The sequence below is a fragment of the Streptomyces sp. BV286 genome (genome assembly GCF_019090165.1).
Classification (GTDB): domain Bacteria; phylum Actinomycetota; class Actinomycetes; order Streptomycetales; family Streptomycetaceae; genus Streptomyces.
In genome coordinates, this window is the sequence record NZ_JAHRIB010000152.1 from 135,638 (window position 1) to 150,481 (window position 14,844).

At 70.6% G+C, this 14,844-nt stretch carries 12 protein-coding genes; 8 read left to right on the top strand and 4 right to left on the bottom strand.

Going from position 1 to position 14,844, the window contains the following annotated elements:
- Positions 1–25: 25 nt before the first annotated feature.
- Positions 26–1,609, bottom strand: coding sequence for an alpha-amylase family glycosyl hydrolase (locus tag KUF83_RS26490; protein ID WP_217457439.1), 1,584 nt, complete (start codon positions 1,607–1,609; stop codon positions 26–28).
- Positions 1,610–1,876: 267 nt separating this feature from the next.
- Here KUF83_RS26490 and KUF83_RS26495 point away from each other — a divergent pair, with 267 nt between their 5' ends.
- From KUF83_RS26495 to corA, 7 genes are all read left to right on the top strand, one after another.
- Entirely contained in the window at positions 1,877–2,620 is a 744-nt protein-coding gene (locus tag KUF83_RS26495; RefSeq protein WP_217457440.1) for a class I SAM-dependent methyltransferase, read from the top strand.
- A gap of 332 nt (positions 2,621–2,952) precedes the next feature.
- Positions 2,953–3,042 (top strand): K(+)-transporting ATPase subunit F, encoded by a 90-nt coding sequence (kdpF, locus tag KUF83_RS26500; RefSeq protein ID WP_073491767.1) that lies wholly within the window; start codon positions 2,953–2,955, stop codon positions 3,040–3,042.
- A 7-nt stretch (positions 3,043–3,049) separates the two neighbouring features.
- Positions 3,050–4,750 (top strand): potassium-transporting ATPase subunit KdpA, encoded by a 1,701-nt coding sequence (gene kdpA, locus KUF83_RS26505; RefSeq protein WP_217457441.1) that lies wholly within the window; start codon positions 3,050–3,052, stop codon positions 4,748–4,750.
- Positions 4,751–4,830: 80 nt separating this feature from the next.
- Positions 4,831–6,936: a potassium-transporting ATPase subunit KdpB gene (gene kdpB / locus KUF83_RS26510; protein WP_217457442.1), complete on the top strand. Its 2,106-nt coding sequence runs from the start codon at positions 4,831–4,833 to the stop codon at positions 6,934–6,936.
- 23 nt (positions 6,937–6,959) lie between these two features.
- Positions 6,960–7,628 (top strand): potassium-transporting ATPase subunit C, encoded by a 669-nt coding sequence (locus tag KUF83_RS26515; RefSeq protein ID WP_217457443.1) that lies wholly within the window; start codon positions 6,960–6,962, stop codon positions 7,626–7,628.
- A 135-nt stretch (positions 7,629–7,763) separates the two neighbouring features.
- Positions 7,764–8,177: a VOC family protein gene (locus tag KUF83_RS26520; RefSeq protein ID WP_217457444.1), complete on the top strand. Its 414-nt coding sequence runs from the start codon at positions 7,764–7,766 to the stop codon at positions 8,175–8,177.
- Between the two features lie 326 nt (positions 8,178–8,503).
- Complete coding sequence (gene corA / locus KUF83_RS26525; protein WP_217457445.1) at positions 8,504–9,586, top strand: magnesium/cobalt transporter CorA; 1,083 nt, start codon at positions 8,504–8,506, stop codon at positions 9,584–9,586.
- 132 nt (positions 9,587–9,718) lie between these two features.
- On the opposite strand, the gene KUF83_RS42630 is transcribed toward corA, so the two are convergent.
- Positions 9,719–10,297, bottom strand: coding sequence for a TetR/AcrR family transcriptional regulator (locus KUF83_RS42630; RefSeq protein ID WP_302828546.1), 579 nt, complete (start codon positions 10,295–10,297; stop codon positions 9,719–9,721).
- Positions 10,298–10,415: 118 nt separating this feature from the next.
- Here KUF83_RS42630 and KUF83_RS26535 point away from each other — a divergent pair, with 118 nt between their 5' ends.
- Positions 10,416–12,614, top strand: coding sequence for an MMPL family transporter (locus KUF83_RS26535; RefSeq protein ID WP_217457446.1), 2,199 nt, complete (start codon positions 10,416–10,418; stop codon positions 12,612–12,614).
- A 75-nt stretch (positions 12,615–12,689) separates the two neighbouring features.
- Here KUF83_RS26535 and KUF83_RS26540 read toward each other — a convergent pair whose 3' ends face one another.
- Positions 12,690–13,436, bottom strand: a complete 747-nt coding sequence (locus KUF83_RS26540) for a GntR family transcriptional regulator (protein ID WP_217457447.1) — start codon at positions 13,434–13,436, stop codon at positions 12,690–12,692.
- Positions 13,437–13,673: 237 nt separating this feature from the next.
- Positions 13,674–14,828: a serine hydrolase domain-containing protein gene (locus KUF83_RS26545; protein ID WP_217457448.1), complete on the bottom strand. Its 1,155-nt coding sequence runs from the start codon at positions 14,826–14,828 to the stop codon at positions 13,674–13,676.
- Positions 14,829–14,844: the final 16 nt, after the last annotated feature.

Consider the following 14,844-nt stretch of genomic DNA (forward strand, 5'->3'; position numbering starts at 1 on the left):
CCGTCGATCGGTCGGGGCTGCCCGGTCAGCCAGGCAGCTCGAAGATCCCGTACCCGAACCCCTCGGCGGTGATCGTCCCGCCGTCGGCGGCGACGCCGGACACTTCGAGGGCCCGGCCGGGCCTGATGTTCCCGAGGGGGTAACTCGCCTGTCCCTGCTGAGGGTTGACGACGACGAGATACCGCCCGCCGCGCACGTACACGAAGGGGTAGCCCGCGTGCACCACCTCCACCGAGCCGTTCGGCCCCAGCTCGGGAGTCGCGGTGCGCAGCGCGATGAGACGGTGCACGAGATGGAGGAGAGAGGTGTCGTCGGCGCGCTGGGCGGCGACGGTGGGGCGGTCGGGGGCGGGGTCGACCGGCAGATAGGGGTGCTCGGACGTCGAGAACCCGGCGTTCGGGCCGTCGTCCCACTGCATCGGTGTGCGCGAGCCGGCGCGGTTGTAGCGGGGACCGAGCACGCTGCCCTCGGTGTCCGGGAGGCCGGGGACGTACCGCATGCCGATCTCGTCGCCGTAGTAGATGGCGGGCAGGGTGGGCCACGTCAGCTGGAAGGCGAAGGCCGCCGGGAGCTGATCGGCCGAGCGTGGGCCGCAGTTGAGGCGGGAGAAGTCGTGGTTGGACGTGGGCAGGGAGATGAAGCCGCTGCTGCCGAGAGCCGTCGACGCCCGCTGCCAGGCCTCGACGAAGGGGCGCGGTGAGCCCTTGCCGCTCGCGTCGAAGAAGCAGTCGAGCGGGTCCCATTCGAGATTGACGGTCCCGGAGCCGTTGCTCCACAGCGAGCGCAGCGCGAGGCCGTCGGCGGGTCCGCCGAACTGGAGGAAGAAGTCCGTGTGGAACCCGGCCGGGACGGAGATCTCCGGCTCGCCCCACTCCGAGAGGAGCACCGCCTCCGGGTGCGTGCGGTCCAGCCAGTGGCGCAGTTCCGTCCAGATCCTGCTCGTCTCGGCCTTGCCCGGGTCATCCTTGACGAGCGACGAGGCCATGTCGACGCGGAAGCCCGACAGCCCGAGGCCCAGCCAGTGATCCATGATCGTGCGCAGCGCCTCGCGGTTGGCGCGCGGGCCCTGCGCGTCCACCGGCTGACGCCACGGCTCGTCCGGACTCTCGCGCGCGTAACCGAAGTTGAGGGCGGGCTGGAAGGCGAAGAAGTTCGGCAGATACGCCCCGGGCCGGCTGCCCGGCGAGGCCACGAAGCCGTCCGGGCAGCCCTGGGGTGCCCAGATGTAGCGGTGGTCGTCGGGGTCGTTCGCCGACGCGGTGAACCACGGGTGCCGGTCGGAGGTGTGCCCCGCGACCAGGTCGAGGAGTACGCGGATGCCGCGGCGGCCCGCCCGGTCGACGAGCTTCGCAAGGTCGTCGTTGGAGCCGTAGCGGGGTGCCACGTTCAGGTAGTCGGCGACGTCGTATCCGGCGTCCCCGAAGGGGGAGACGAAGCACGGATTGAGCCAGACCGTGTTCACCCCGAGCCAGGACAGGTGATCCAGCCGCTCGGCGATGCCGTCGAAGTCGCCGATCCCGTCGCCGTTCGAGTCCGCGAACGACTGCGGGTAGATCTGGTAGAACACGGCGTCGGCCAGCCAGGCGGGAGCGGGTCGGAAGGAGGTCATGGACCGGTACAGCCTTTCCCTGGGCGATACGTCGGACGCGTGACGGCACCTGCGACACCGGGTGACGGACCGGCGTCGGCATGGCATCGGCACTGTCGAGGGTGACAGGGCAGGGGAACGTCCGGGAAGGCCGCGCCATGGCCATGGCCCGCGGAGGCGGCTTTCCGGCCGCCGCCCGGAGGGTGCCGTCGTGCAGGTCGCCCGACCCGTAGCCGTCGTCGCCCGGGCGCGCCGCGTCCCGCCGCGCAGGCTCTAAGCTGATCGGCGATGTTCACCCCGCAAGGCCCCACGTTCCGCGAACTCGCCGTGCAGGCGCTGTCGTCCGTCGAGCACGGCTACGACCTGCTCGCACCGAAGTTCGACCACACCCCGTTCCGGACCCCGGACCCGTTCCTCCGGTCCGCGGCTCGGGTTCTTGGGGGAATCGGGCCGTTCGACAGCGGGCTCGACCTGTGCTGCGGCACCGGTGCGGGCATGGACGTGCTGCGGACGGTCTGCCGGGAGCGCGTCACCGGCGTCGACATCAGCGCGGGCATGCTCGCGGTGGCGAGGGAAGGCGCGCGCCCCGGCGGGCCCGCCGCCACGTGGGTGCGCGGGGACGCACGCGCCCTGCCGTTCGGCCCGGCTTTCGATCTGGTCGTGAGCTTCGGGGCGTTCGGGCACTTCCTGCCCCGGGAACTGCCAGGACTGTTCTCCCAGGTCCGCTCGGTGCTCCGGCCCGGCGGGCGGTTCGCCTTCCCGATCGTGGCTCCGGCCCGCCCCGGGTCGCCCGGCTACTGGGCCATGCTCGGATTCGACGCGGCGATGCGGGTGCGGAACGCGGTGTGGCGTCCGCCGTTCGTCATGTACTACCGGGAGTTCCGGCTCGGCGACGTACGCCGGGAACTGGTCCGTGCCGGCCTCGCGGTCGAGCTGTACGCCCTGCCCGAGTTCGGCCGCAGGAGCGACGGCAGCCCGCGCTGCCGCATGGTGGTGGCCACGGCCCCCGGGCACACGGATCACCTGACGTAGTCGGGCTCTCGCATGCTGTGACTGTTCCGGTCCGGGGACGTGAACACCGCCCGGGCCGTCTCCCGGCCGAGCGTTGAGCAGGGCTTTCGCCAGGCGGGCGCATCAGGCGTACAGGTGGACGCACCGGGCGTCAGGGATGCGTCAAGGGCGGACGGAGCGCCGTATGGGAGGTGTCAACGGCGGCCGCATCCGGTCGCCGGGGAGGTTTCCTCGAATCGTCCGTTCGATCCGAACCTCATCTAGGAGCATGCGATGGCCGACCTGGCCTTCGTCGTCACCACGATCGCGGTGTTCGCGCTGGTGGCTCTTGTCGCCAAGGGGGTGACGAAGCTGTGAGCGCCGAAAACATCGTCGGCCTGGTCGTGGCCGTCGCCCTGCTGGGCTATCTCGTCCTCGCCCTCGTGTTCCCGGAGAGGTTCTGAGCACCCCATGAGCCCCGTCCTCGCCGGTGTGCTCCAGCTGCTCGCTCTGGCAGCGGCACTGGCTCTCACCCATCGCCCCCTCGGCGACTACATGGCCCGCGTCTACTCCTCCGACAAGCACCTGCGCGTCGAGAAGTGGATCTACAAGGGCATCGGTGCCGACCCGGACACCGAGATGCGCTGGCCCGCCTACCTGCGCGCGGTCCTTGCCTTCTCCGCGGTCGGCGTCGTCTTCCTGTACCTGCTGCAGCGATTCCAGGGCAGCCTGCCCGGCTCGCTCGGGTTCTCCTCCATCGACCCGGACCAGGCGTTCAACACCGCCGCCTCCTTCGTGTCGAACACCAACTGGCAGTCGTACTACGGCGAGCAGGCCATGGGCCACGTCCTGCAGACCGGTGGCCTCGCGGTGCAGAACTTCGTCTCGGCGGCCGTCGGCATCGCCGTGGCCGTCGCGCTCGTACGCGGCTTCTCCCTCTCCCGCTCACGGCTTCGTCCGAGCGGCGGGGCCCTCGCCCACACCGGCGAACTCGGCAACTTCTGGGCCGACCTGGTCCGCGGCACCGTCCGTATCCTGCTGCCGCTGTCCGTCGTCGCGGCCCTCGTGCTGGTGGCGTGCGGCGCGATCCAGAACTTCGCCGACATCCACGAGGTCGGCCAGTTCACGGGCGGTCCGCAGCAGTGGAACGGCGGTGCGGTGGCCTCGCAGGAGGCGATCAAGGAGCTGGGCACCAACGGCGGCGGCTACTTCAACGCCAACTCCGCCCACCCCTTCGAGAACCCCAGCGCGTTCTCCAACCTCTTCGAGGTCTTCCTGCTGCTCGTGATCCCCTTCTCGCTGACCCGGACGTTCGGCCGGATGGTCGGCAGCCTGAAGCAGGGATACGCGATCCTCGCCACGATGGCCACCATCTGGATCGGCTTCATCGCCCTGATGATGTGGACCGAGTTCGCCCACCACGGTCCGGCGTTCGACATCGCCGGCGGAGCGATGGAGGGCAAGGAGACCCGTATCGGCGTCGGCGCCTCGTCGATCTTCGCGGTGTCGACCACCCTCACCTCGACCGGCGCGGTGGACTCCTTCCACTCGTCGTTCACCGGCTTCGGCGGCGGCATCACCATGCTGGGGATGCAACTCGGCGAGATCGCGCCCGGCGGCACCGGCTCCGGCCTCTACGGCATGCTCGTCATGGCGATCATCGCGGTGTTCATCGCCGGACTCATGGTCGGCCGCACACCCGAGTACCTCGGCAGGAAGATCGGCACCCGTGAGATCAAGTTCGCGGCCTGCTACATCCTCATCACCCCGACGCTGGTACTCGTCTTCACCGCCGCGGCGATGGCCCTGCCGACCCCCGGCAACTCGATGACCAACAGCGGGGCACACGGCTTCTCCGAGATCCTCTACGCGTACTCGTCGGCCGCGAACAACAACGGTTCGGCCTTCGCGGGGCTGAACGCGGACACGCAGTGGTTCAACACCACGCTGGGTCTCGTGATGCTGCTCGGCCGTTTCCTGCCGATGGTGTTCGTCCTCGCCCTGGCCGGTTCGCTCGCCGAGCAGACGCCGGTGCCCGCGACGGCGGGCACGCTGCGCACCGAAAAGCCGCTCTTCTCCGGGCTGTTGGTGGGCTCGATCCTGATCATCACCGGTCTGACCTACTTCCCGGCGCTGGCGCTCGGTCCGCTGGCCGAAGGGCTGGCGTCATGACCACGCGCGCAGAAGCGAAACACACCGCGCAGGACACAGCGCAGGACACAGAGAAGCACACAGAGAAGCAAGAGGACGCCATGTCCACAGCCACTCCGACCCGGGCGCCGCACAGCGAGGCATCGCCCGGCCACAAGGACCCACAGCGCGTCGGTGCGGGCCTGTTCGACCCGAAGCAGCTGGTCAGGTCGCTGCCGGACGCCCTCCGCAAGCTCGACCCGCGGGTGATGGTCAAGTCACCCGTGATGTTCGTGGTGCTGGTGGGCTCGGTTCTGACGACCGTGTTCTCCTTCAGGGCGCCGGGTGACTGGTTCGGCTGGGCGATCAGCGCCTGGCTGTGGCTCACCGTGATCTTCGCCAACCTGGCCGAGGCGGTGGCCGAGGGCCGTGGCAAGGCGCAGGCCGACACGCTGCGCAGGGCGAGGACGGACACCGTGGCCCGGCGGCTCGTGGGCGACCGCGAGGAGCAGGTGGCCGGCACCGGGCTGCGCGTCGGCGACCTGGTGGTGTGCGAGGCCGGCGACGTCGTCCCCGGCGACGGTGACGTCGTCGAGGGCGTGGCGTCCGTCGACGAGTCGGCGATCACCGGTGAGTCCGCACCGGTCATCCGCGAGTCCGGCGGCGACCGGTCCGCGGTCACCGGGGGCACGAAGGTGCTGTCCGACCGTGTCGTCATCAAGATCACGACGAAGCCCGGTGAGACCTTCATCGACCGCATGATCAGCCTGGTCGAGGGCGCCGCGCGCCAGAAGACGCCCAACGAGATCGCGCTGAACATCCTGCTCGCGTCCCTCACGATCGTGTTCCTGCTCGCGGTGGCCACCCTGCCGCCGTTCGCCCACTACGCGGGCACGCAGCTGAGCATGGTCGTGCTGGTGGCGCTCCTGGTCTGCCTGATCCCGACCACCATCGGCGCGCTGCTGTCCGCGATCGGCATTGCGGGCATGGACCGGCTGGTGCAGCGCAACGTACTCGCCGTGTCGGGCCGGGCCGTCGAGGCCGCGGGTGACGTGTCGACACTGCTGCTCGACAAGACCGGCACCATCACGCTCGGCAACCGGCAGGCCGCCGAGTTCGTACCCGTACGGGGCGCCACCGAGGCCGAGGTGGCGGATGCCGCCCAGTTGTCGTCGCTGGCCGACGAGACGCCCGAGGGCCGCTCCATCGTCGTACTGGCGAAGGAGAAGTACGGGCTGCGTGAACGTCACCAGGGAGAGCTGAACGGAGCCGAGTGGATCGTCTTCACCGCGCAGACCCGCATGTCCGGTGTCGACCTCACAGAGAACGGCACCGCCCGAAAGGTCCGCAAGGGGGCCACCGGTTCGGTGCTCGCCTGGGTGGAGGAGCAGGGCGGCACCGTCGCCGACGACGCCGACACCATCTCCCATTCCATCTCCGAGGCGGGCGGCACCCCGCTGCTGGTGGCGGTGGAGGACGCCGAGGGCGCGCGGGTGCTCGGCGTGATCCATCTCAAGGACGTCGTCAAGGAAGGCATGCGTGAGCGGTTCGACGAGCTGCGCCGCATGGGCATCAGGACCGTCATGATCACTGGTGACAACCCGCTGACGGCCAAGGCGATCGCCGAGGAGGCGGGGGTGGACGACTTCCTCGCGGAGGCCACGCCCGAGGACAAGATGGCCCTCATCAAGCGGGAACAGGCGGGCGGCAGGCTCGTGGCGATGACCGGGGACGGCACGAACGACGCACCCGCCCTCGCGCAGGCCGACGTCGGCGTGGCGATGAACACGGGCACATCGGCCGCGAAGGAGGCCGGCAACATGGTCGACCTCGACTCGAACCCGACCAAGCTCATCGAGATCGTCGGGATCGGCAAGCAACTCCTCATCACCCGGGGTGCGTTGACGACCTTCTCGATCGCCAACGACGTCGCGAAGTACTTCGCGATCATTCCGGCGCTGTTCGCGGCGGTCTACCCGGGCCTGGACAGGCTCAACATCATGCGGCTGTCCTCGCCCGACTCCGCGATCCTCTCCGCCGTCGTCTTCAACGCGCTGATCATCGTCGTGCTGGTCCCGCTCGCCCTGCGCGGTGTGCGGTACCGGCCGATGAGCGCGGACAGGATGCTGCGCCGCAACCTGAGTGTCTACGGCCTCGGCGGACTGATAGCGCCCTTCGTCGGCATCAAGGTCATCGACCTGCTGATCTCCCTCATCCCCGGTGTGTAACTCCTCGAAAGCGTGCTGATCCCATGAACAACTCGGTATCGAACACGGCCCGGTTGCTGTGGGCGGGGCTGCGGGCCCTTCTCGTCCTGACGGTCGTGACGGGCGTCCTCTACCCCCTCGCCGTCACCGGAGTCGCCCAGGGGGTCCTCCCGGACCGGGCGAACGGCTCGGAGATCACGTCGGACGGCAGGGTCGTGGGCTCGTCCCTGATCGGGCAGGCGTACAACCTGCCGCTGAAGAAGGGCCAGGAAACCCCGGAGCCCGACCTGAAGTGGTTCCAGGGGCGCCCGCAGAACGGTCTGGGCACCAACAGCGTCAACACCCAGTACAAACTGATCCTCTCCGGGGCCACCAACCGCTCCGGCGACAACAAGGACCTGATCGACTGGGTGCGGGCCGCCAAGGCCGCCGTCATCAAGGACAACTCCGTCGACGGCTACACGGTCAGGCCCTCGGACGTGCCCCCGGACGCGGTCACCTCGTCGGGTTCCGGTCTGGACCCGGACATCTCCCCGGCCTACGCGGACCTACAGGTCCACCGGATCGCGGAGAAGAACGACCTGCCCGTCGCGCAGGTGCGAAAGCTCGTCGAAGAACACTCCGACGGCCGCACCCTCGGCTTCATCGGCGAGCCCACGGTCAACGTCCTCGAACTCAACATCGCGCTCAAGGACGCCGTGGCGAGGAGCTGACGGACCCGTGTGTCGGGGGTTGGGGCCCGGTGGTCCGGGGCCCCTGGCCTGGGCCTTTTGGTCACGACGGGCCGGTGTCAGTGCCCCGCGCTAGTCTCGGAAATCCGGTTGTCCGGCCCGATCTGGGAGGTTTTCATGGCCTCACGACTCAACCCCTACATCAGTTTCGACGGCGACGCGCGCCAGGCGATGGAGTTCTACGAGGAGGTCTTCGGCGGCACGCTCGCGCTCAACACCTTCGGGGAGTCCGGCGCGCCGGGCGGGCCCGAAGCGGACAAGATCATGCACGGCATGCTGGAGACCCCGAGCGGTTTCACCCTGATGTGCGCCGACACCCCGCCGGGCATGGACCACACACCGGGCACCAACTTCTCGGTGAGCCTCAGCGGTGACGACGACGCCGAGCTGCGCGGCTACTGGGAGAAGCTGTCCGCCGGCGGCACGGTGGTCGTTCCGCTCGACAAGCAGATGTGGGGCGACGTGTTCGGCATGTGCACGGACCGGTTCGGCATCCCCTGGATGGTCAACATCAGCGAGGCACAGGGCTGAGCCGCAGCGTCCGGCCGGAATCCGCCCCGTGCCCGTGTCCCAGGTCCCGCCCACCGAACGGCCGGCGGGACCTGCGCCACGACCTGGTGTGACGACCACCCGCGGCCGGAGCCCTGCACGGCCGCGCACGGCTCCTCGTCCGCCGGGGCCCGGGCGGGCGTCCGCCGACGCGTCATCGGCCCGTGGGCAGCGCCCGGCTGGGTGACGGCTCGGCCCGGCTCGACCGCGGACGTTCCCGCCGGTCAGGTGCCCGGTGACCTGTATACGGAGTGGACACGATTCGGTGGCACACTGACCCGGTCACCGAAGGAGCCCAGCCCGTGCCCATGATCCGCAACCTGAGCAGAGCGGTTCGCCGCGCCTACCGCCACACCGTGGACCTCAGCCATCCCGCCCGGTCCCCGCTCGGCAGCGCGGTGGAGAACTGCATCGTCTACGGCAAGGGCGAACGGCAGCCCGGCGACTGGGCACCGGACGAGGCGATCCGACGGACCCGCAAGGGCCGGGACGGCTTCGTGTGGATCGGGCTGCACGAGCCCACCGAGGAGGAGTTCGCGGGCCTCGCCAAACTCTTCGGCCTGCATCCGCTGGCCGTCGAGGACGCTGTCAACGCCCATCAGCGGCCGAAGGTGGAACAGTACGACGACACGCTGTTCGCCGTCTTCAAGACCGTGCGCTACGTCGAGCACGAGCGGCTCACCTCGACGAGCGAAGTGGTGGACACCGGCGAGCTGATGGTCTTCATCGGCCGCGACTTCGTCATCACCATCCGGCACGGCCAGCACGGCTCCCTGGGCCCGCTGCGCGAAGCCCTGGAGAGCCTGCCGGACCAGCTCGTGAAAGGTCCCTCGGCTGTCCTGCACGCCATCGCGGACCATGTGGTCGACGACTACCTCGAGGTCACGGACGCCGTGCAGAGCGACATAGAGGCCGTTGAGACGGCCGTCTTCACGGAGCACACCGCGCGTGGTGACGCAGGCCAGATCTACCAGCTCAAGCGGGAACTGCTGGAGCTCAAGCGGGCCGTGGTCCCGCTGGCGCGGCCCCTGCAGTTCCTCGCCCAGGCGTCGTCGACCGCCGTCTCCCAGGACATCCAGCCGTACTTCCGTGACGTCGCCGACCATCTGGCCCGGGTCACCGAGCAGATCAACGCCTTCGACGGCCTGCTCGACTCGATCCTCCAGGCCCACCTGGCGCAGGTCACGGTCGCCCAGAACGAGGACATGCGCAAGATCACGGCCTGGGCCGCCATCGTCGCGGTGCCCACCATGATCTGCGGCCTCTACGGCATGAACTTCGACCACATGCCCGAACTGCGCTGGACGTACGGCTACCCCGCCGTCCTGGGAGTCATCGCCACCCTCTGCTTCGTCATCCACCGGGGATTCCGGCGCAACGGCTGGCTCTGACCGCCCCGGCGCGCCCGCCCCGTCACACCGGGGGACCCGCAGCCCCACGGAAGAGCAGGCGGAGCCTCAGCTTCTGACGAGGTCCGGCAGGTCGGTCGCGGCGCGGACCTTCCGGCAAAGCCGACCCTCGGTTCAGGAGGCCGGCCCGGGCGGCAGGGACGCGATACCGCCGCGCAGGAAGGCCATCGCGGTCTCGATGCTCGACTCCTGGGGCCGGTGGCACACCTCGGCGATCACCGCCGCCGCGGCTGCCGCCACCATGCGCGGCCCGAAGTCGTCGGGGTCGTTGCCCCGCTCCTCGGCGAAGATCCGCGCGCCGTCCTGGATGGCCTCCGCCAGTCGAGCCCCGGCGACCGCGCGCAGCTGCGGATCGAGGTCGAGCATGCGGTCGGCGAGGTCGTCCAGCTCGCCCCGGCCGGCGATCTCGTCGCGCAGCCAGTGCTCCAGCGTGTCCAGGATCGTCCGGTCCGCACCCCGTCCCCGCAGCGCGGTGGTGAGCCGCTCCGCGAAGGAGTCGAACTCCGACATCGCCAGGTCCAGCTTGGACGGGAAGTACAGCGTGACCGTGCGGGGTGAGACCTCGGCCGCCGCGGCGATGTCGGCGATGGTCGTCGCCTCGAACCCGCGGTCGGCGAACAGCTCGTAGGCCGCCCGGAGGATCGCCTCCCTGCGCCGCGCCTTGCTGCGTTCCCGCAGGCCGTCACTCATCATGGGCGCACTTTACCATCCATAGAGAATTTACATTGGGCTGTAAAAATGCCTTAGAGTGCAGAGAGGCCGTGGTCCGGCCGAGGAGCTGCGGGACACGGAAAGAGGGAGGAAGACGGGTATGGCGTCACACCTGTACACCTGGGGACGTTGGGCGGTACGCCGCCGCGGTGGCGTCCTCGCCGTCTGGCTGCTGCTGCTCGCCGTGGTCGGAGGCCTCGGCGTCACACTGCACGGCAAGGTGGCCACCGAGTTCTCGGTGCCGGGGATCGAGTCCCAGAAGGCCCAGGACCTGCTGGAGGAGAAGTTCCCGACGGCCGCCGGCGGGGTGGCCCGAGTGGTGTTCGCCGCCCCCGAGGGCGGCACGCTCACCGAGACCGGCGCCGAGAAGGCCGTCGCCGCGAGCCTGAAGAAGGCCGCCGCGGTGCCGGGAGTCGTGAACGTCTCCGATCCCACCGAGGCCGGGACCGTCTCCGAGGCCGGGCGCATCGGCTACTCCGACGTCCTGTTCCGTCAGTCGGCCGACAACGTACCCGAGACGTCCAAGGACGCCCTGTCGAAGGCGATGGAACGGGCCCGGGACGCCGGTCTGGAGGTCGAGTTCGGCGGCTCGGCGATGCAGCCGAAGACCGAGGTCGGCGGTCCGGCGGAGATCGTGGGCGTCGTCATCGCCTTCGCCGTGCTGGCCCTCGCCCTGGGCTCCCTGATCGCAGCCGGACTTCCGCTGCTGACCGCCGTCGTGGGGGTGGCGATCGGCGTACTGGGTGTCCAGTTCGTCTCCCGCTTCGTGGAGATGACCAGCACCGCCACCGTGCTCGCCCTCATGATCGGCCTGGCTGTGGGCATCGACTACGCCCTGTTCATCCTGTCGCGCCACCGCGAGCAGCTCGCCGATCCGGAGGCGGACGTCGAGGACTCGATCGCGCGGGCCGTCGCGACCGCGGGCGGCGCGGTCGTCTTCGCCGGAGCCACCGTGATCATCGCCCTGGCGGCGCTGGCGGTCACCGGCATCCCGTTCCTCACGATCATGGGGCTCGCCGCCGCCGCGACGGTCCTGCTCGCCGTGCTCGTCGCCGTCACCCTCGTTCCCGCGGTTCTCGGATTCTTCGGCGAGAGGCTGCGCCCGCGACCGCGCCGCTCCGAGCGCGCTCCCGGCTCATGGGCTCTCGGCTGGGCCCGTGTCGTCACCGGCAAGCCCCTGATCGTTCTCCTGGTGGGTGTGGTCGGTCTGCTCGCACTCGCGCTGCCCGCCCGGGATCTGCGCCTGGGGCTGCCCGGTTACGCCTCCCAGCCCGCCGACAGCACCCAGCACAAGAGCTACGACCTGCTGAGCGAGGGCTTCGGCCCCGGCTTCAACGCGACCGTCACCGCTGTCGTCGACACCAGCGGGATACCGGCCGCCGAGCGCACCGCGACGGTGACCCGGCTGCGTACGAGCCTGGCCCAGGACCCCGGAGTCGCCGCCGTCGCCCCGCCGGTGAGCAACCCGGGCGGCGACCTCGCCGTCGTCGCGGTCGTCCCCAGGACCGGCCCCGACGCCCGGGCCACGACCGACCTGGTGCACCGGCTGCGGGACAACGCGCCGGCCGTCGACAAGGCGGGCGGCACCCTCTACATCGCCGGCGCCACCGCCGCGGCCATCGATGTCGCGGGCAAACTGTCCGGCGCGCTGCCGCTGTTCATCGCCATCATCGTGATCCTCGCGCTGATCCTGCTCACCATCGCCTTCCGGTCGCTTCTCGTCCCGGTCAAGGCCGCACTCGGATTCCTGCTGTCGGTCGCCGCCTCCCTCGGCGCCACCGTGTGGGTCTTCCAGGAAGGCCACCTCAACGGCGTCCTCGACATCCCCTCCGCCGGGCCCGTCACCAGCTTCCTTCCCGTGCTCCTCATCGGAGTCCTCTTCGGGCTGGCCATGGACTACGAGGTCTTCCTCGTCAGCCGCATGCGCGAGCACCACGAGCACACGGGCGACGCGGCCGAGGCCGTCGTCCAGGGAGTGGCACGCAGTGGCCGGGTGGTCAGCGCGGCCGCACTGATCATGGTCGCGGTCTTCGGCGGGTTCGTCTTCAACCACGACCCGATCATCAAGTCCATCGGATTCGCGCTGGCCTTCGGCGTCTTCATCGACGCGTTCGTGGTCCGGATGACCCTCGTCCCGGCCGCCATGGCCCTGATCGGCCGCCGCGCCTGGGGGCTGCCCCGCTGGCTCGACCGTGTCACTCCGGACGTGGACATCGAGGGCGCGAAACTCCCGGAGCGCGCCACCGCCGCGCAGGAGGAGGAGCGCCGCGAGGAGGTCGGCGCCCAGGCCTCCCGCTGACCGACGGGCGCGGGTCCGGGCCCCGTGCCCGCCGGGGCATGCCCGGCCCGGACCCACGCACCGGCCTACCGGGAGCTACGACCAGTCGGGCTCGGCCACCGCCGGCAGCGTGAACTCGTAGACCAGCGCGTCCTGTTGGGCGTCCACCACCAGGTCGGTGATCTCCAGGGGACGCGCGTACTGGTCGTGCACGCGACGCGTCACCCGGACCGAGGCCGCGTCGCCGGGCCCGCTGATGGAGTCGCGGTGATGCAGGGTCAGCCCCGCCCGGCGCATCCAGTCGTACACGCGCCGCAGCTGGGCCGACGACCTGCCGTCCGCGCGGTCGCGGTAGCGGGCGAGCTCCTCGACCTCGGAGAGGGCGACCGCCGAGAACGACGTCACGGCCGTCCGCCGCCCGTACCCGTCCGGTGCGGTGGACTCGTAGCGGTGGACCAGCGTGGGCCGCCGCGGGGCGAGTCCGAGCGCCGCCGCGTGCTCCGGCGGGGGCGTTTCCCAGGTCACGGTGGCGCGGTCGACCGCGCAGGCCTGGGTCGCCTGCGCGCCGATCGGGAAGCCGAGCGACGGAAGGTGCCCGACCGGGAGGCCGGGCAGCGTCGCGTGGGTGCCGCGCCGGTCGGTGGAGACCAGGCCGTCCCGGCGCAGGACGTCCAGCGCCTGCCGGACCGTCTCCCGGCTGGCTCCGAAGTGGGCGGCCAACTGCCGCTCGCCCGGCAGGCGTTCACCGGGCGCGATGGTTCCGTCGCGCAACTCACCGTGCAACTCCGAGGCGATCCGCGAGTACAGAGGCTGAGGGTCGTCGTGCGTGGTGCTGCGGGCCATGTCCGCGCTCCCCTTGTGACAAGACGTAGCCGTGCGGGTGTGGGCCCGCGCCTCGGCACCCTGGTCGTGGGGCCGGAGGGCGCGGGTCCCTCGTACGCGACCATCTCTAGCATTGGTCTAAACCATGCTGGAAGGGCGTCCTGCCGGGTCGGCCGATTTCAGGCCGAATACAGCCCGTGCGTCCGTCGGCCGCGCGGTGCCCTGACACCACCCCGCGGCGCCCTGCGCGTCCGGACGTCAGAGTGCGGCATAGAGGGCGTCGACGAGCGCCATTTTGCGTGGGTCGTCGGCGATGCGGGGCCCCATGCGGTTCATGACGTAGCCCAGCGAGACACCCGCCTCCGGGTCGGCCAGCCCGCACGAACCGCCGAAGCCGTCGTGCCCGAAGGCCCGGGGATTGGGCCCGTAGGACCGGTTGGAACCGCTGAGCCACAGGCCCAGGCCGATCTCCGTCTCGCTTTCGAAGCCGGCGCCGAGCACCAGATCGCGGCAGGCTCCCTGCCCCTCGCGGACCCGCTCGGCGGCCCCGGGGGACAGGACGCGACGCTCCCCGTACGATCCCCGGCCGGCGAAGATCCCGTAGAGCGCGGCGACCGCCCGGGCCGTGCCGTGCCCGTTGGCGGCCGGGATCTCGGCGGCCCGCCACGCCGCCGTTCCGGCCTCGGTCGCACCCGCAAGGGGGTTGGCCAGTGAGGCCAGCGCCACCGGCGTCAACTGGCTGAAGATCGCCGCCTGTTCGCTGGACGCGGCGGCCGGCGGATGCACCAGCTCGGCCGCGCGCCCCGCTTCCTTCTCCGGCAGCCCGATGGTGAAGTCGATACCGAGCGGCCCGGTCACCTCGCGCTCCAGGAAAGCGCCCGGCAGCAACCCCGAGACGCGGCGCACGACTTCGCCGACCAGGAAGCCGTACGTCAGCGCGTGGTAGCCCGAGACCGTCCCCGGCTCCCACCAGGGTTCGGTCGCGGCGAGCCGCTTAGTGGTCAGCTCCCAGTCGAAGAGCTGCTCCAGCGAGTGCGGTTCGCGCAGTCCGGCCAGGCCCGCCCGGTGCGACAGCAGATGCCGTACGAGCACCGACTCCTTGCCCGCCGCCGCGAACTCCGGCCAGTACGCGGCCACGGGCGCGTCGAGGTCGAGGAGCCCCCGGTCGGCCAGGATGTGCGCGCACAGGGCCGTCGGCCCTTTCGAGGTGGACCACACGTTGACGAGCGTGTCCCGCTCCCAGGCGCGTGTCCCGGCCGCGTCCGCCCAGCCGCCCCACAGGTCGACGACGGTCACGCCGTCCACCGTGACGGACACGGCGGCGCCCAGCTCCCCGCGGTCCCGGAAGTTCTCCTCGAACGCGGTTCGCACCGCCTCGAAGCGGGTGTCGCAGTGGCCTTGGGTGAGGGTCATGGGTCCTCCGTCGCTC

Excerpts from the sequence above, each read along its gene's own strand:
- KUF83_RS26495 (WP_217457440.1), top strand. The coding sequence starts at position 1,877 with ATGTTCACCCCGCAAGGCCCCACGTTCCGCGAACTCGCCGTGCAGGCG.
- KUF83_RS26520 (WP_217457444.1), top strand. The coding sequence starts at position 7,764 with ATGGCCTCACGACTCAACCCCTACATCAGTTTCGACGGCGACGCGCGC.
- KUF83_RS42630 (WP_302828546.1), bottom strand. The coding sequence starts at position 10,297 with ATGATGAGTGACGGCCTGCGGGAACGCAGCAAGGCGCGGCGCAGGGAG.
- KUF83_RS26490 (WP_217457439.1), bottom strand. The coding sequence starts at position 1,609 with ATGACCTCCTTCCGACCCGCTCCCGCCTGGCTGGCCGACGCCGTGTTC.
- KUF83_RS26535 (WP_217457446.1), top strand. The coding sequence starts at position 10,416 with ATGGCGTCACACCTGTACACCTGGGGACGTTGGGCGGTACGCCGCCGC.
- KUF83_RS26540 (WP_217457447.1), bottom strand. The coding sequence starts at position 13,436 with ATGGCCCGCAGCACCACGCACGACGACCCTCAGCCTCTGTACTCGCGG.
- kdpA (WP_217457441.1), top strand. The coding sequence starts at position 3,050 with ATGAGCCCCGTCCTCGCCGGTGTGCTCCAGCTGCTCGCTCTGGCAGCG.
- corA (WP_217457445.1), top strand. The coding sequence starts at position 8,504 with ATGATCCGCAACCTGAGCAGAGCGGTTCGCCGCGCCTACCGCCACACC.
- kdpB (WP_217457442.1), top strand. The coding sequence starts at position 4,831 with ATGTCCACAGCCACTCCGACCCGGGCGCCGCACAGCGAGGCATCGCCC.
- KUF83_RS26515 (WP_217457443.1), top strand. The coding sequence starts at position 6,960 with ATGAACAACTCGGTATCGAACACGGCCCGGTTGCTGTGGGCGGGGCTG.
- KUF83_RS26545 (WP_217457448.1), bottom strand. The coding sequence starts at position 14,828 with ATGACCCTCACCCAAGGCCACTGCGACACCCGCTTCGAGGCGGTGCGA.